Below are 16,783 nucleotides of genomic sequence, written 5' to 3' on the forward strand. Positions count from 1 at the left end.
GTCAGATCATCGCCTCGCCGGATAGCAGGTCCCAGGTCAGGGGCTGGCCCGCCTCGACATCCGCCTGCAGCGCGCGGCCGGGCAGGGTGTGGAAGAAGCGCGGTGCGATGCCCGAGGCGGGACGCAGCAGGATCAGGTCGGCCTCGGTCAGCACGTGGCCGGCGGGCAGGGCGGTGCGGGCCATGACCGAGCGGCGGGCCACGGCGCGAACGGGCAGTTCGGCCGCCGTCGGCGCCTTCACCGACGAGCCCAGCGCCTGCTCCACATCGCGGATCTGGCCGACCAGATCGGTCAGCTGCTGAACGGTCAGGGAGGCGCGGTGGTCGGGGCCGGGCAGGGTCACGTCGAGGGTGAAATGCTTCTCGATCACCGTCGCACCCAGCGCCACGGCGGCGGTCGAGACCGCCAGGCCCAGGGTATGATCCGAATAGCCGACGGGCAGGCCGGTGACCTCGCCGATGGTGCGCATGGCGCGCAGGTTCACATCGGACGGCGCCGCCGGGTAGTTGGACGTGCAGTGCAGGATGGTCAGCACCTGATCCAGCGGCGTGGTCAGGCCGTGTTTCGCGCGGGTCTCGGCGATGACGGCGACGGCGTCGGTGATCTCCTCCATCGTGGCCATGCCGGTGGAGACGATCAGGGGCCGGTCCTTCGCCGCCAGATGGCGCAGGAAGGGGTGGTTCACGATCTCGCCGGACGGGACCTTGATCCGCGCCATTCCCGAGGCGACCAGGAAGTCGGCGGCCTCCTCGTCGAAGGGCGTCGACATGAACTCGATGCCGACCTCGGCGCAGCGGGCGATCAGGCGGTGATGCAGGTCGTCCGACATCTCCAGCGCCTTCAGCATGTCGTGCTGATTGCCTTCGCCGGTCTCCCGCTTCTGGTAGTCGGCCTTCTCGGCACCCGGCGCGGCCAGCTTGTCGGCCGAGAAGGTCTGGAACTTGACCGCGTCCGCGCCCGCCGCCTTCGCGGCGTCGACCATGGCCAGGGCGCGGTCGGCGTCGCCGTTATGGTTCACGCCGGCTTCGGCTATGATGAAGACGCTCAATGGACCGCTCCGATCGGCGGGGAGGTGGGGGGACGCCAGCCCAGACGGTCGCACGTCGGCCGGATGTCGATCTCGAGGTCCCCGGTCAGCTGGCCCGCCATGCGGGACCGGCCCACGAGCGCGAGCAGGGCGCGGAGCATCGCCGGGGGAACGGGGATCAGCTGCGGGCGCGCGCCCGTTTCGGCGGCCATCCGCTCGACCAGCGCCCGGGTCGACAGCGGGGCGCCGTCGCTGACCATGAAGACCGCGCCCGGGGCCGACGGGTGGCTGACGCACACCGCCGCCAGATCGCTCAGGGTCTCCCGCGAGACGAGGTCGCGCCGGTTGTCGACCAGGTTGGCGAACGGCAGCGGCAGGCCGCGCCGGATCGCGCCGTAAAGACTGGCCAGATTGCCCTTCACCCCCGCGCCGATGATCAGCGGCGGACGGATGACGACCACGTCCAGCCCGGTCTCGTCGGCGATCCGGCGCAGGCCGGTCTCGGCCTCGAGCTTGGACTGGGCGTAGGGACCCGCGGGGTTGGGCGGATCGTCGGCCCGGAAGCCTCTGCCGGTCGTCTCGACCCCGTTCACATGCGCCGACGAGATGAAGATCAGCCGCCGGACGCCCGCTTGCGCCGCCTGGCGCGCCAGGTCGAGGGTCGCATCGACGTTGATACGCGTGAGGACGGCGTGCTCGGCGGCGTCCGCGGCCTTGCGCTGGTGCGCCCGCCCGGCCGTATGGATCACGCAATCGATCCCCTGCAGCGCGGCGGACCAGTCCACCGCACCGGCCAGGTCGCCGACCCCGACCGCCTCGGCGGCGCCGGACCACGTTCCCGGATCGCGCACGGCCACGCGCACAATGAAGCCGCGCGCGGCGAAGTCGTCCGCCATGGCCCGGCCGAGGAAGCCGTTCCCTCCCGTGATCAGGATCCGGCGACCGGAAGCGTCAGCCACCGGCGGCCTCTGCGGGGGCCGGTGCGGGCCGCCAGCGCATCACGCGGGCGGACATGAAGGCGGTCACGAGCCAGAGGTGGGTGATGAGGCCGTTCGAGAATCCGATCGGCGTGTTGATGACGCTCAGCAGGATGCCGATGACCACGATCGGCGCGGCCAGAAGCCATCGCGGATCGCGGCCCTGCTTGACCTTCTTGTAGGTGATCCCGGACAGCCAGCCCCAGAGGAAGCACGGCAGCAGGCCTAGGAATTTGAAGTCGACGTACAGCGACCCGAAGGCCGACGGCAGGAAACCGTAGGTGTTCAGCCCCAGAAGGTGGCCGAAGCCGGTGGCCAGGAACTCGCTGTCCAGGCGCCGGACGACCGCCGAGGAGATGTCGATGCCGTAGGCGCTCCACATCATCGGCCCGTCGTAGTTGGTGAAGATGGTGTTGGCCATCACGAAGCCCTGCACCACGTACCAGACGAAGACGAACACCAGATAGGTCAGGTCCGGCCCCAGCAGGGTGAAGTAGAGGTCAGCGAACGGGCCGTTGAAATTCACGCCCCAGGATGAGCTGGCGATGCCGAACATGGCGTCGATGCCGCCGACCACGTCTGCGCGGACGATGAAGACCCGCGCGAAATAGATGCCCATGCAGCCGACCAGCACGCCGATCAGCACGCGGGCGGGCATGTTGAGCTTGAAGATCGGCCGCCGCTTCGGACGCTTCCTGGCGCCGTCGGCGGCCAGGCGGTCGGCGAAGATGTGCCCGCGCAGGAGGTAGGACAGGCCGGCGCACAGGAAGGCGTAGAAGATCGGATTGCGCCCGCCGGACGCCAGGGAGACCATCAGGATCGGCCCCAGGCCGAACACGGCCGCGCGCCACAGGATCGGGCGCGGCCGGAAGGCGATTTCACGGATCAGGTACACATAGGCCGCGGGCGAGGTCAGGAAGGCGATCTGGAACCAGATGGAGCTTTCCGATTCCGCGGCGTTCAGCAGGCCGCTCGCCCGGTCCGACCGCACCTGGTAGGAATCGATCAGGTTGAACAGGTTGCGCCCCTGCACATCCATGACCGAGGCGGCCAGCGCGATCACCGTGGCGGCGATCAGGATGCGGTCGGTCATCCGGAAATCGACCGTCACGTGCGGGTCCATCGGGCGCTGGGGCAGTCGCCCCGAAGCGCTGGCCGCGCCCACGCAATAGACCGCGATGAAGACCAGCAGGACCATCACGCCGTACAGCGAGATCGTCCGGCTCTCCAACTGGAAGGGCAGGATGTAGAACAGCGCGATGCAGATGGACCAGACCATCAGCATCAGCGCGGCGGGATGGAATTTCATTGCGTCCCTCGCAATCCGGACCCCGGCAGGGTGTCCGGCCTCAGCCGATGACGCACGTGATTACCCGCCGTTCGCCGCTTTCCACCATGCCGCCACGGTGGATGCCCTTGGTGTCGAACAGGACGATCGAGCCCTTTCGCGCGCTGATCGCCCAGAGGCCGCGGGCGATGTCCTGGGCCAGCGGCGCGGTCGGCAGCAGGTCGTTGCCGAAGCTGCCCTTCTGCATGAACTTCCCCGGCAGGGCGGCGAAGCGCGCGCGCGAGCGGGCGTCGGTGCCGGCCAGGCCGTTGGAATCGTTCGCCTCGCAGATCAGGTCGTCCAGACGCGGGATATGCATCCGGTGTGATCCCACGACATAGCTGAACGGCCCGTTCCGGGGTTCCACGTCGGTCATGTAGATGATCGCCTTGAGGTCGCCCCCCGAGGCGTCGCGGTGGCAGTAGGCCGCGCCGGGCAGATCGGACGGCGGCGTGTCCGGGAAGATGTCCTTCCAGAAGGTGTCGCTGGTGTCGTTGATCTGGGGATTGACGTCGATCACCCGGCCCGGCCGCTGCATGTAGGCCGAGGCCACGTCCATGACCCCGGCGTCCTTCAGGACCCGCTCGATCACCTCGAACAGCGCCTGCTGTTCCTTGCGGGTCGTGCGACCGCGCGAGTCGTCGAAGGCGCGCTTGCCGGCGGCGCCCTGTGCACGGCGGCGGTTCAGTTCGTCGAACTGGGGCTCGGCGGCGGCGGCGAGGGCCTGGAAGTCGGCGTCCGGCACGGACACCACATGGATGCCGTCACGGCCCAGGCGGCCCGTGGTCTGATCGGCCTGCTGAACGCGGACCGCGCGCTCGCGGGGGCGGCTGACCATATTGCCCAGCGCATGTCCGACCATCTTCAGCCGCCCGCCGGCGGTGGCGTCGGAGCGCACGTCGTTCGGGATCATTTCGTAGCGGACCAGCCGCTTGACCAGCAGAACGGCCATGCTTTTCAAGAAGATCGCCAGCCCCGCGGCGCGATCGCGCGCGCTCGGACGCGCGACCAGATCGCGATAGGCGGGGTGGACGGAATAGTCGACCAGAGCCGGGCTCCAGGTCTGCTCCGGCAGCGGGATGATCGTCGGGGAAGGCTCGACGATCAGATAGTCATTACCGGCCATCTATCGATCCTCCCGGGAGTTCGGGGCCCGGCGCGAAATGCGCTGGAGCCGCTCAGGCTCTAACCAATGCCGCAGTCGCGGGTCAAGTTCACAACCGGCCTTCCGGGCCGCCGAGCGGCGAGCCGGCATGGCCGCCGACGCGGGCGGCGCCGACCTTGCCGTGCCAGTCCTCGCCCTCCGGGCCGACCAGACGCATGCGGCGTCCGAGTTCGCGGCCCATCTGCGTCACCTCGTCGTTCGGCGCATCCGCCTTGAAGCCGAACAGGGACATGAACGGCCCGTCGAAACTGCCCTTCAGGACGTGGCGGATGATCCGCGCGCGCCGGGCCTCGACGGAGTCCATCGGCGCATCGTTGAGCAGCCGGTCCGGCACGGTCGCCAGATCCTCCCACGTCCGCAGGACGACGAAATCGTCCTCGACGACGTAGTAGGCCTGCCCCGCGATGGAGGTGTTGCCGAGCAGGGCCGCCTGCAGGCCCAGGGTGCCGGTCGCCGTCACGCTGACGCCGCACTGGGCCAGCATCGCGTTGCCGGTGACCTCGTAGGGGACGAGCACCACGTTCGGGATCGCCTGCAGCGCCTCGAGCAGCGCCGTCTGGCGGAAGCCGAACTGAAGCGGGTGATCCTTGACCACGATCTGGAAGCCGGCGTCCGACAGACGCCGCGCCAGTTCCAGCAACATGTCCTCCTGCCGGATCAGCCGCAGGTCATCGATCCAGTAGTCGATGGACGCTTCGGGGAACATCTGCAGCCCGAACAGGACGCGGCGCTCCCGGGGGAAGGCCGCCAGTCTTTCCTGCCAGTCGTGGTCGATCATCGACAGGACGCGCACATCCGAGGCTCGGGCCTTGTGACCCAGCCAGGTCTGGCTATCGAGCGCGCGCAGATTCAGCGGGTCGCGCGCCGCCCGGGCCAGCAGGTTGAAGGCCCACGCGCGAAGCTGGAAATAGGCCTGGACCCGATGGAATTTGGCGCGGGTGAAGGTGCGGGCGTTCTGCACATAGATCGGCGCGAACTCCGGGTTGGAGATTTCCGCGGATCGCGCCGCGACCTCCTCCTCGTCCGGCGCGCCCTCGGTGGTGACCAGCGCGCCGCGATGCAGCAGCATGCTCAGCCCCGGCAGGGTGCCCGCGGTCAGTTCGAAATAGGGGATGCCGCGCGCGCGGGCGCGCCGTTCCAGCATGTCGGTGACGTAGCTGTCGATGGGCAGGCTGACGATGGAGTCCGGCGCCAGCGCCGCCAGCGCCTGGTCCATGGCCTGCGCCATGCCCAGGACCATGGCCGTGGCCTGGCGTTCGGGAAGCCAGCGCAGCACCCGGCAGCGGGCGATGGCGTCCCGAACCTCATCCCTGTCGACCAGGTCCGACTCGTGGACGTCCGCCTTCAGGAAGCGGCGATAGGCGGCGTAGAAGTCATCGGTGACCGAGCGGTCGCCGCGTCCACGCGTGTCGGTCAGGACCGTGACCCGGTCGACGCCCAGATGTCGCCCGACATGGGCCCACCAGGCTTCGGTGCGGAAGATCGCGAAAATCAGAACGTGGTTCACGCCGCGTCTCCGCGCAGGAACCACTCGGCGGTGCGGCGCACGCCTTCGGCGTTGGAAACGGTCGTCACGCCGTGGACGCCCTCGATCGGGGCGGTGTCGTAGAGGTATTCGGTCAGCATGTTCTTCAATCGGGCGGTGGTCAGCGGCGCGGGGAGGCCGAGGCGGGACGCCCCGTCGCCTACCATCGCCATCACCCGGGCGACAGGGAGGGGCAGGGTGAAGATGCGTTTGCCGAAGGCCTCGGCGAAGCCGTCGGCCCAGGCCCGCAGCTCCACCGGCTCGCTGTCGGCCAGATAGAAGGTGCGGCGATGGACCGCGTCAGCCGACGCCGTGGCCAAGGTCGCCAGCTGGGCCGTCAGATTATCGATGTAGGAATAGGACTTCCGCAGCGGCCGTCCCCCGACGTGGAAGTACAGGCCGCGCCGGATCAGCCGGAACATGCCGGTGTAATAGGGGCTCATGCCCGGCCCCCAGATGGTGGTCGAGCGGGTGATCACCCAGGTGCGGCCCGCGCCGTCGGCGGCGCGCACGCGGCGCTCGCCCTCGGCCTTGGACTCGCCGTAGCCGCCGATCGGATCGTAGTCCGTGTCAGAGGTCGGCGTGTTCCCCGGACGATGCACCAGCTGCGACGACATCCAGATCACGCGCTGGACGAACGGCGCCGCCGCGACGGCCTCGATCAGATGGGTCACGCCGTCGGTGTTGGCGCGATAGCCGTTCTTGGGCGGGCCCTTCAGGTCCGTCTCGGCCGCCAGGTTGAACACCACCTCGGGGCGGAAGGCCTCCAGGGCGGCGGCTAGCGAGGCCGGATCCATCAGGTCGCCCTTCAGCGACATCGGCCGGTCGCCGCGCGACAGGCCGCGAACCTCGTGCCCCTCGGCGACGAGCCGCTCCAGCAGGGCCTTGCCGACGAAACCGCTTGAACCGGTGATCAGAATCTTCATGCGGCGCCCGCCGGGGCCTGCAGGTCGGGCAGCCGGCGCAGGGCGATCCAGTTCAGGGTCGCGTACAGGGCGCTGGTCGCGACCATGGCCGCCGCCGCCCCCCACAGGCCCCACAGGTGGGTCAGGCCCACCAGCAGGGCGCCGCCGATCGCGAAGGCGATGGCCTGACGGTGCAGCACCAGCTTCTCCAGGTGTTTGGCGTTCATGATCATGGCCGGGAAGTCGGCCGCGCCGCGCAGCATGAAGCCCAGCAACATGACAGCCACAAGACCCAGTTCGATATGGAAGCGCGCCGTCCAGACGCCGCCCGTGAGCCGGTCGGCGGCCCACAGTCCCGCGAACAGCAGGGGCGCGCCGATCAGGGTGCGGGCGTACTCCTTCAGAACGATGCGGATCAGGGTCCTATTGGACTCGGTCTTGGCGGCGGCGAAGACGGTCGGCGTGATGCGGTTGAAGGAGGCGATGCTGAACAGCTGATAGGCCAGCGAGATCAGCAGCGCGTGGCGGAAATAGACCCCGGTCTGTTCCAGCGACAGCAGGCCCCCGACCGCCAGACGGTCGAACTGCAGCACCAGGATGGCGATCAGGCCGATCAGGAAATGGGTCATGGAGGCGCGGTGCTGACCCAGGATGTCCGTCTTCAGATTGAAGGCCGTCGTCTTCGGGGCCGCATTGCGGATGCGCAGGAAGCCGGCGGCCAGCATCAGGGTGCAGGCGACGGCGCCGATGGCCCAGGCCGTGATGACGAAGCTCAGGTCGAAGGCGTCCCGCATGAACAGGGCCACGCCCAACGCCAGGGCCGCCAGCGCCGCGTTCTTCAGGGCGACGATCACCAGCAGGGGCGCGTAGCGTGTGTCGATGAGGGCGTACTGATAGGCCTGGTTCGACAGATGCTCGCCGACGACGACCACGGTCGCCAGCAGCAGCACGGGCCACGGGGCGTGGGTCCACAACGCCACCGCCACGATGAACAGCGGGACCATAAGAGCCCAGTTGAACGCGAAGAATTTCAACGCCTGGACCACCATGCGGTCCATGACCGCATGCGGCTCGCCCGCCGACCGGCGCTGGATGTCGATGTGCCGCTCGAAATTGAAGGCGAAGGCGAACAGGCCGACCAAGGTCGCGATCAGGCCGAACTGGCCCGCCTGATCGACGCGCAGCCCGTAGGTCGCGGTGATGACGAAGCCCGCGCGCGCGGCCACGTCCATCAGCTTCACGACGACCAGATAGAAGTCCCGGTGAAGCCGGGGCAGGGTGACCGCGCCGCTCACCAGGCGGTCCATCCGCCGTCGACGGCCAGCACCTGACCGGTCACATAGGACGAGGCCTCGCTGGCCAGGAACAGCAGCGGCGGGGCCATCTCCTCGCCCCGGGCCATCCGGCCCATTGGGACGCGGGCGGAGTATTTGTCTCCGAACACGGAGTTCTGGCCGCTGGAGACGCCGCCGGGGACCAGGCAGTTCACGCGGATGCCCTTGTCGGCCCAGTGGGTCGCCAGCCATTTGGTCAGGCCGACCACCGCCGCCTTGGAGGCCGAATAGACCGCCGGGGTGTTGATCGGTCCGCCCAGATAGTCCGAGCCCTCGTAGATGCGGCTGTCGGGGCCGACCAGGCCGTAGATGGAGGCCGTCTGGATCACCCGCCCGCCGCGCCCGGCTTTCAGCATCTCCTTGCCGACGGCCTGGGCCATCAGGAACATGCCGTCGATGTTGACGCTCATCACCTCGCGCCAGACCTCCAGGCTGTAGGTCTCGAACGGCTCGAAGAAGGCGCGTACGTCGGCGGTCTTGGTGGCGGCGTTGTTGACCAGCACGTCGATCCGGCCGAACCGCGCCATGACCGCATCCACCGCCGCCTGCACCGAAGCCGGGTCGGAGACGTCGCAGCCGAAGCCCGCGGCGGCCTCGCCGATCTCGGCGGCGGCGGTCTTCGCCGCGTCCTCGAACAGATCGACCACGGCCACCTGCGCGCCCGCCTCGGCCAGCGCCCGGCAGAACAGCCGGCCCAGGATGCCCGCGCCGCCGGTGACCAGGGCGACCTGGCCGTCCAGCCGCGCGGCGGCGAAGGTCGGGGTGTCGGTCATCAGTTGTGCGTCCGGAAGACCGGCTTGATCGCCGGGCCGTTCAGCTGGGTCTCGACGCCCGCGTCCAGCGCCTGCTTGTAGACGCCCAGCGCGCCGTCGAAGGCCTCCAGCGTCAGGGCCAGCTCGGTCTCGCCATGCGCCTGCGAGATGGCCAGCCACGGCATCATCACGCCGCGCTTCAGCATCTCCTGCGCGAACAGGGTGCGCATGGGCAGGGACGGCGCGCCCGAGGCGTCGCGGGTCACATAGTTCAGCGACACCGCCGGACCTTCCATGAAGACGTGGTCCTGCAGGCCGTGACGGCCCGCGACCTCGGCGAGGCCCGCTTTCAGCTTCGCGCCGTAGGCCCACAGGTGGGCGGGCACGTCCTCGGCGGCGTTGATCCGCGTCGCTTCGACGAAGGCGCCCAGCGCCGGCATCTCGGCGCCGTGGGTCGAGGACAGCAGGAAGGTCCGCTCCATGCCCGGCTTGTCGATGGAGCCGACCTGCATGAACTCGCGCTTGCCGACCACGGCGGCCAGCGAGAAGCCGTTGGCCATGGCCTTGCCGTAGGTGGCCAGGTCCGCCTCGATGCCGAACACCTCCTGCGCCCCGCGCAGGTTCCAGCGGAAGCCGGTGATCATCTCGTCCAGGATGAACAGGGCGCCGTTGGCGTGGGCCAGGTCGCGCACCTGATGCAGGAAGCCGCCGGCGTGGCTTGCGGCCGCCCGGTCCGGCGTCGGCGCATCGCCCAGGGCGCCGTCCGCGCCGTGCGGCCAGATGTGGGTCGACGGCTCCAGCATCACCGCCGCGATCTGGTCCGGATACTGGTCGAACAGGGCCTTCAGCGAGCCCATGTCGTTGTAGTCGAAGACCAGGGTGGTGGCCGCGTGATCTTCCAGCGTGCCGCGCTTGATGGCGGTGACGCCGATGAACCAGTCGTCGAACGAGAAGAAGGGATGCTGGCGCGGCACGCAGACGTAGCGGCGGCCGGTGTAGGCGCGGGCGATCTTCACCGCCGCGGTGGTGACGTTCGAGCCGTTCTTGCCGAACTTCACCATCTCCGCGCAGGGGATCAGGTCACAGATCAGCTCGGCCGCCTCCAGCTCGATCTCGGTGGCGCGGGTCAGGTTCACGCCGTTCTCGATCTGCCGGATGGCGGCCGCATTCACCCGCTCGTCCGCATAGCCGATGGTCACCGCCCGCAGCGCCATGCCGTAGTCGAGATATCTGTTGCCGTGGGTGTCCCAGACATAGGCGCCCTTGCCCTTGCTGAGCACCGGCGGCGCGATCGACGGAAACTGGTCGTCCCCGCGCGAATAGGTGTGGGCGCCCCCGGGGATCGCCCGGTGCAGGCGCTCGCGCAGGGCGGCGAAATCGGCTTCGGCATTCCCCAGCGGGGTTCCGGATTCGGTCTTGGTGGGGATGACGGACATCAGACTTGCGCGCGAGGGGAGGGGGGCGGTGCGAAGGGGGAGAAGCTTACCGCGGCTCTAGGCCGTTGGTTTGATAGTAGGCCAGGGTCGGGCGGTCGAGGTCGAGATCGCCCTTGACCACATGCATCCGGCCCAGATCCGCCAATTCGGCCTGGGCGTCGCGGGCCCAGTAGATCAGCGAGGTCGTCTGCGGGTCGCGCAGTTCGGGCGGATGGAACAGGCTCAGGAAGGCGAACATCGGCTCGTCCACCGACGAGAACCAGCCGGCCGCGATGAAGTGACGGCCGAAGCCCGACGAGGTGCAGGTGAAGTCCATGGCCGCCAGGCCCCGGTCCCGGGCGTAGAACTCCAGGAACGACAGGACCGCCGGCATCTCCTCGGCCTCGGCGCCGATCTCGACCACATGGGCGAAGGGCATGCCGGGCAGGGCGTCGCGGCGCAGGATCACGTGCGCCTTGCCGATCGCATAGGTCTCATAGGTGTAGACGGGGTGCCGGTCGTATCGCCAGCCGAGGTGGGCGGCGTCCCGGACGTAGCCGTTCTTGTCGGCCAGCCCGCGGTCCGGAACGGCCACGTCGGCCGCCGCGACCAGACGGGCGCCGCCTTCATCCGGGGTGACGGCGTCGGCGCGGTGCCGGGCCAGCTTGAGGCCCAGCGGCGCGATGTTGCTGTATGGGGTGACGGCCTCGGTGTCCCAGACGCGGAAGAAGCGCGGGATGTAGCGCCAGTAGTTGAAGCCCTTGCGCAGATAGACGTTCAGCGCCTCATCGCTGATGCCGCTGCCCAGCATCACGTCATAGGTCGACTGCAGGTGGTCCAGCATGCGCGGCCCCAGGCCCTTGCCCTTGGCCTCGGGGGACACGATCCAGGTGGTCAGTTCGGCGGCGCGGCGGCGCTCTCCGCCCAGCATGAAGCTGTGCTCGTGCAGGCCCATCGCCCCGATGATGTTCGAGCCGGACACCGACACGCAGACCGAGCAGAGGTCGTTCTGTTCCGGCGCCGAGACGAACTGCCAGCGCGCGAACTCGGGCAGGCCCAGCGCCATCTTCCGGGGCCAGTGCAGGTCGTAAAAGGCCGCGATCTCCTCGACCGAAACGCCGAGGTCGCTGGCCGAGCCGGTGGTGATGGCGTCCATGGGGTCTCCTGAACAGGTCGCGGATCAGATGTCGCCGCGGGTGTCGTCGGATCGATCCCGCCACAACGGGTAGAAGGTTTCCTCACGCCTGACAACGGCGGTCCCGGGCGTGCCGATGTAGCGGCTGTTGTCCGGCAGATCGCGGTCGATCAGCAGGGATTCGGTGCCGATCTGGCATTGGCGTCCGACCGTGCAGTCGCCCAGCACGGCGGCCCCGGGCCGCAGCGTCACATGCTCGCCGAAGGTCGGATAGATATCGTGGTTGGAACCCACGCCGACCCGCTGGTAGCTGACGAAATAGTCGCTGTAGTTCGCCCGCCCCAGCACCGTCCCGAGGGGGTGGACCAGCAGGAAGATGCTGGGCAGCTCGACCTCGTAGAAGATGTCGCAGCCGTGCAGGGCCTTGTTCAGCAGGAACAGCTTGGCGCACAGGTCCGCCGGCGCCTTCTGCCGGAACAGCTCGTTCGACAGCAGGTACAGCCACATGGCGTACTGGTCGCCGTGCAGGTGGCTGAACCGCGCCTGCCCGCCGTCGAAGAAGTATTTGTTGTCCACGCGGCTGAAGCAGTGCTCGAGCCGTTCCAGCGCCCTCGGCATGGCCGGGCGCAGGTCGTCGACCGACACCTCGCCGTCGGGGAAATTGTGGCTCACCTGCCGTGCGACATAGGCGGCCAGCAGGTCCGGCGTCAGGCTCATCGCGATCCGCGTGGTCATCGCCGTCTCCGCTTCAGGCCACCGGCAGGTGGATGGTGTCGACGCGCGGCAGCTCCAGCGGATCGTCGACCGCCAGATCCGCCACCGCGTCCCGCGTCGTCACGCCCAAAGCCCCGCCGCGGGCCCGCACGATGTCGAGCGTATCGCGGTTGTAGCCGCCGTAGGGATAGCAGATCGACCAGTCGGCCTTCGGCACGCCCAGCTCACCCAGGAAGTCCAGCGACCGGTCGATGTCGCGCGCCTGCTCCTCCGGCGTCATGGAGGACAGCCACTGGTGGCTGTAGCCGTGACTCCCGAAGGTCATGCCGGCGCGCATCATGGTCAGCGCCTGGTCGGTCGACATGTACAGTTCCGCCGCGAAGGCCGCCTCGTCCGCGCTGACGATGCGCGCGAACAGGGTGTCGCAGATGTCGTTGCGCACCGCCTCGGGCAGGCCGGTCTGCAGCATCAGCTTGATGAACAGCACCTCGGGCGTGTCGAGGTGACACTCGCCCATGAACTCATCCACATAGTCCTGCCACGGACGAAGCGCCGCGCCGGCCTCCCGCGCCTGCTCCACCGCCTCGCGCAGCAGGGCGACCAGCTTGGTGGCGTCCGGCTCCGAGGCGAGGATGAAGTGGATCCGGTTCACGTCCAGCAGGCGGCCCTCCAGGATGGGCTGGGCCGGCGGGAAGAAGGTCCCCTGCCAGCCGCGCTCGTCCAGCAGGGGGAAGACGTTCTGGTAGTGGTCCAGGTAGCCGTCGTCGAAGGTCAGCCAGCAGGCGTTGTCCGGCAGGCGCTCGTCGCCGCGCCGCGCGGCCAGGATCTGCTGGGTGGTCACGACCTCGTAGTTCGCGCCGATGTGGTTCAGCTGGCCCCGGAAGGCCTCGGTCGTCCGCCCCTTGATCGCCGGATAGCGGGACCGGGCCAGGTCACGGACGTAGTGGTACATGACGATGGTCAGGGACATTAGTCGGCCCCGCCTTTGTTGGCCACAAGGCTGAAGCAGTGCTCGAGACGCGGCTGGGCCGCCTCCTTCGGACCCGGAAAAGGCTTGTTCCGGATCAGCCGGACGATGCCGACCACGGGAGCGAGGTTCTGGCGCCAGAAGCACTCGGGCACACGCTCATGGGCCAGTCCGTATTTCAGCGGCTCCGTTCCGCGTTCGGCTACCGTGCCGAACATCCGGTCCCAGACAGTCAGCAGGTTCCCGTAGTTGCGGTTGATGTGCTCCGGCGCGCGCGAATGGTGCACGCCGTGGAAGGAGGGCGACACGACGAGCAGTCCCAGCGGCCCATAGGTCCAGTCCAGTCCTGAATGCTCAAGCATCGAGCGGCACACCCTGAGCAGCAGGAGGACCAGGGGCAGTTCCGCCGACCCGGTGATGACGCCCAAGGGGAAGAGCAGCAGGAAATCCAGGAACCGGTCCAGCAGCGGAAAGCGGAAATGGGTCAGGATGGTCAGGTGCTCCTGCGAATGGTGCACCTTGTGGAACTGCCACAGCCAGCGGTTTTCGTGCTTGAAGCGGTGGATCCAGTAGCCGCAGAAGTCGGCCGCCAGCAGGCTGACGATCAGGACCGCCCAGGCCGGCGCCTGCGTCGCCTGGTCCAGTCTCAGCCACGGCGCCAGCGCGTCGACGTAGCCGTTGAGGGAGGCGGCCACCGGCGCGATCACGATCAGCGCCTGGATGTGGCTGAGCTCGAACAGCCCGTACAGCATGTCGGTGCGGGCGTTGCGCGATCCGTATTTCGACAGCGCCTTGCGCCGCTGCACGATGTCGACGACAGCGACCACCACCAGCGCCGCGGCCAGCACCGAATAGAGCGGCCATTCGGCGCTCACGTTGCGGGCGATGCTCTGCATCACGACCCCGGCGCTGCTCGCAGGATCGCTCACCAGACGCTCCACGCTCAGCGCGGTGAGCCCGGTCACGAACGGCTGCCCTTCTGGTTCCGGACGTACACCCCGTTGGTGGCCAGATAGGTGCGCACCTTGATCGGGCTGTGGTCGGTGAAGATGAACATCGACGAGATGGTGATCGCCGAGGCCCCGGCGTCCAGCGCCGACTTGCAGTCGTCCAGGCTGCCGGCGCCCGATGAGGCGATCAGCGGGATCGACAGCTTGTCCGACAGGTCGTTGATCAGCTCCAGGTCATAGCCGTTCATCATCCCGTCCCGGTCGATGGACGACATCAGGATCTCGCCGGCGTGCAGGTCCTGCATCCGCTGGGCGAACTCGACGGGGTCGTGGCCGGTCTCGGTCGTGCCGCCGCGCCCGAAGACGCGCTTCCGGCCGGACTCGTCGGCCCTGTAGTCGATGGACACCACGATGCATTGGTCGCCGAACCGGCTGGCGGCCTGGGTGACGAAGTCCGGGTTCTCGATGGCGGCGGAGTTGATGCTGACCTTGTCGGCGCCGCTTTTCAGAAGGGCCTCGATCTGCGCCAGGGTGGTCACGCCGCCGCCGGCGGTCAGGGGCACGAAGACCTCTTCAGCCACCCGCTCGATGATGTTGCCCGTCACAACCCGGCCCTCGGCCGAGGCGTCGATGTCGACGAAGATCAGCTCGTCCACGCCGTAGGAGTCATAGACCTTGGCCGTCGAGACCGGGTTGCCGGCCTCGCGCTGATCGTCGTGGAACCGGCGCATCTTCACCAGACGGCCGCCGCGGATCAGGAATTTCGGGATGATCCGTTTCTTGAGCATCAGAACTCGTGCGCCAGCCAATTCTGCAGAAGCTGCAGGCCGTTGTCCTGGCTCTTTTCCGGGTGGAACTGGGCCGCGACCAGATTGCCGCGCCGCACCGCCGCGGTGAACGGGCCGCCGTGGTCGCAGGTTCCGGCCACGTCCGCCGGATCGGCGCAGACCATGTGGAAGGAGTGGACGAAATAGTAGTCGCTCTCGCCCGAGGGCAGACCCTTGAACAGCCATTCGTCCGGGGCGAACGAGACGGCGTTCCAACCGACGTGCGGCACCTTGGCGGGCGGCAGGACCTCCAGCGGGCGGATCTCGGCGTCCAGCCAGCCCAGCCCGTCGTGGACCCCGTGCTCCAGGCTGCGCTTGGCGAACAGCTGCATGCCCAGGCAGACGCCCAGCACCGGCTTCTTCACCTCCAGCGCCAGTCGGTTCAGCACGGGACGCAGTTTCTTGGCGTCGATGGCGGCCATGGCGTCCCCAAAGGCGCCGACGCCGGGCAGGACCAGCCGGTCCGCCTCTTCCAGCTCATCGAAGTCGGCGGTGACCACCGCGTCCTCGCCGATGTACTCGAACGCGTTCATCAGTGAACGGACGTTGCCCATGCCGTAGTCGATGATGGCGATGGTCATCGGGCGTTCACTCCGCGGCCTTGGGCGGTCCGACCTTGAGATCGCTCAGGTCGGTGCGGTCCCATTTGTCGAAGTCCGGCATGACGTTGCCGGTCTCCAGGTTCTTGCGGTCGAACTTCCACGGGTGGACCTGGTGCGGGGCCAGGATGTCGTAGAACTCGTCCTCGCTGATCTGCAGGTGCTGCAGGAACCAGTCCATCGAGGCGGGTCGCTTGCCGTCGTACTTGGCCTCGATCTCCAGCGCCTCTTCGCGCGTCTTGCGGCCGTTGCGGATGTCGATCGACAGCAGGTGGTTCGCCCGGCCGTAGCCGCGCTTCACGTATTTCGACCAGTCGCGCATGCCCTGGAAGGTGCACTCGATCTTCTCGTAGTCGTACTCGGGCGGCACGCCCTCGACTTCCTGGCCCTTCCAGCCGAGCTCTTTCTTGATCAGCTCGACGTTCGCCTTGGTGTCCCACTCGATGTAGTTGCCCAGGCAGATCGACTGGACCTTCAGTTTGATCAGGTCCTTGCGCTTCGGATAGTCGAACATCCACAGGTCGCGGCGCTCCACGCGCCCCTGCAGGAATTCGTACATGTCGTCCGCCGTGATCCCCTGGTTCATCAGGCGGTTGAAGCGCTTCTCGTCGACCTCCTCCATTTCCTCGAAGGTGTACCAGCTGTGGTACTCGGCCGTGCTCTCGCCCCAGAACAGCAGCGGGACCTCGAAGCGGACGGCCATGTGCATGACGCCCGAATAGATGCCGGTGTGGCAGTGCCAGCAGAAGTCGCCGCGCCGCTTGAAGCTCTCCAGCATCAGCTCACGCACGACGTGGAAATTCGGCGTGAACTCCACCACGTCGCAGCCCAGCTGCTTGAAGACCGAGGTGTTGTTGTCCTCGACCAGCGGGCGATAGCCCCAGTGGTTGTAGCGGACCACCAGCGGCTTAAGCTTCAGCACCTTGATGATGTAATAGAGCTGGAAGACCGAGTCCTTGCCGCCCGAATAGGGGACGATGCAGTCGTACAGGCCCTTGCCCTTGTGGGCGGCCACGATCTCGTCCAGCTGGCGCTGGCGGTCGGCCCAGTCGATCTTGTCCTGCTTGAACTGGACCTGACGGCAGACAGAGCACACGCCCTCGTCGTCATAGGTGATGGTGTCGACCGTCTCGGGGGTCAGGCAGCGGGTGCATTTGCGCATGG

The 16,783-nt window shown here is 68.0% G+C and carries 16 protein-coding genes; all 16 read right to left on the bottom strand.

What is annotated here, in order from left to right:
* Position 1: 1 nt before the first annotated feature.
* On the bottom strand, positions 2-1,048 hold the full coding sequence (neuB, locus tag AC3WRV_RS04400; protein WP_492312287.1) for an N-acetylneuraminate synthase: 1,047 nt from the start codon (positions 1,046-1,048) through the stop codon (positions 2-4).
* The gene (locus AC3WRV_RS04405; RefSeq protein ID WP_291832325.1) at positions 1,045-1,986 is read right to left on the bottom strand and encodes an NAD-dependent epimerase/dehydratase family protein; all 942 of its coding nucleotides are present in this window, start codon (positions 1,984-1,986) and stop codon (positions 1,045-1,047) included. The genes neuB and AC3WRV_RS04405 overlap by 4 nt, the downstream gene beginning before the upstream one ends.
* Positions 1,979-3,313, bottom strand: coding sequence for an oligosaccharide repeat unit polymerase (locus AC3WRV_RS04410; protein ID WP_492312288.1), 1,335 nt, complete (start codon positions 3,311-3,313; stop codon positions 1,979-1,981). The genes AC3WRV_RS04405 and AC3WRV_RS04410 overlap by 8 nt, the downstream gene beginning before the upstream one ends.
* Positions 3,314-3,353: 40 nt before the next feature.
* A complete protein-coding gene (locus AC3WRV_RS04415; protein WP_492312289.1) occupies positions 3,354-4,457 on the bottom strand; it encodes a phytanoyl-CoA dioxygenase family protein in 1,104 nt (367 codons plus the stop codon).
* A gap of 88 nt (positions 4,458-4,545) precedes the next feature.
* Positions 4,546-6,003, bottom strand: a complete 1,458-nt coding sequence (locus tag AC3WRV_RS04420; protein WP_492312290.1) for a capsular polysaccharide export protein, LipB/KpsS family — start codon at positions 6,001-6,003, stop codon at positions 4,546-4,548.
* Positions 6,000-6,947, bottom strand: coding sequence for an NAD-dependent epimerase/dehydratase family protein (locus AC3WRV_RS04425; RefSeq protein ID WP_492312291.1), 948 nt, complete (start codon positions 6,945-6,947; stop codon positions 6,000-6,002). Before AC3WRV_RS04425 ends, AC3WRV_RS04420 begins: the two co-directional genes overlap by 4 nt.
* Positions 6,944-8,233: a lipopolysaccharide biosynthesis protein gene (locus AC3WRV_RS04430; RefSeq protein ID WP_492312292.1), complete on the bottom strand. Its 1,290-nt coding sequence runs from the start codon at positions 8,231-8,233 to the stop codon at positions 6,944-6,946. The genes AC3WRV_RS04425 and AC3WRV_RS04430 overlap by 4 nt, the downstream gene beginning before the upstream one ends.
* On the bottom strand, positions 8,218-9,033 hold the full coding sequence (locus tag AC3WRV_RS04435; protein ID WP_291832337.1) for an SDR family oxidoreductase: 816 nt from the start codon (positions 9,031-9,033) through the stop codon (positions 8,218-8,220). Before AC3WRV_RS04435 ends, AC3WRV_RS04430 begins: the two co-directional genes overlap by 16 nt.
* A complete protein-coding gene (locus AC3WRV_RS04440; RefSeq protein WP_492312293.1) occupies positions 9,033-10,448 on the bottom strand; it encodes a glutamate-1-semialdehyde 2,1-aminomutase in 1,416 nt (471 codons plus the stop codon). Before AC3WRV_RS04440 ends, AC3WRV_RS04435 begins: the two co-directional genes overlap by 1 nt.
* A gap of 46 nt (positions 10,449-10,494) precedes the next feature.
* Positions 10,495-11,583 (bottom strand): GNAT family N-acetyltransferase, encoded by a 1,089-nt coding sequence (locus AC3WRV_RS04445; RefSeq protein WP_492312294.1) that lies wholly within the window; start codon positions 11,581-11,583, stop codon positions 10,495-10,497.
* A 24-nt stretch (positions 11,584-11,607) separates the two neighbouring features.
* Positions 11,608-12,297, bottom strand: coding sequence for an LbetaH domain-containing protein (locus AC3WRV_RS04450; RefSeq protein WP_291832343.1), 690 nt, complete (start codon positions 12,295-12,297; stop codon positions 11,608-11,610).
* Positions 12,298-12,310: 13 nt separating this feature from the next.
* Positions 12,311-13,246, bottom strand: a complete 936-nt coding sequence (locus AC3WRV_RS04455; protein ID WP_492312295.1) for a polysaccharide deacetylase family protein — start codon at positions 13,244-13,246, stop codon at positions 12,311-12,313.
* Positions 13,246-14,172 carry a sterol desaturase family protein gene (locus tag AC3WRV_RS04460; RefSeq protein WP_492312296.1) on the bottom strand — a complete coding sequence of 309 codons (927 nt, stop codon included), beginning with the start codon at positions 14,170-14,172 and terminating at the stop codon, positions 13,246-13,248. Before AC3WRV_RS04460 ends, AC3WRV_RS04455 begins: the two co-directional genes overlap by 1 nt.
* A 32-nt stretch (positions 14,173-14,204) precedes the next feature.
* Entirely contained in the window at positions 14,205-14,981 is a 777-nt protein-coding gene (gene hisF / locus AC3WRV_RS04465) for an imidazole glycerol phosphate synthase subunit HisF (protein WP_492312297.1), read from the bottom strand.
* Positions 14,981-15,601: an imidazole glycerol phosphate synthase subunit HisH gene (gene hisH / locus AC3WRV_RS04470; RefSeq protein WP_492312298.1), complete on the bottom strand. Its 621-nt coding sequence runs from the start codon at positions 15,599-15,601 to the stop codon at positions 14,981-14,983. Before hisH ends, hisF begins: the two co-directional genes overlap by 1 nt.
* Before the next feature lie 7 nt (positions 15,602-15,608).
* Complete coding sequence (locus AC3WRV_RS04475) at positions 15,609-16,781, bottom strand: N-acetyl sugar amidotransferase (protein WP_291832353.1); 1,173 nt, start codon at positions 16,779-16,781, stop codon at positions 15,609-15,611.
* Positions 16,782-16,783 lie beyond the last annotated feature (2 nt).

The sequence above is a fragment of the Brevundimonas sp. EU05-FHT14B11 genome (assembly GCF_058790835.1).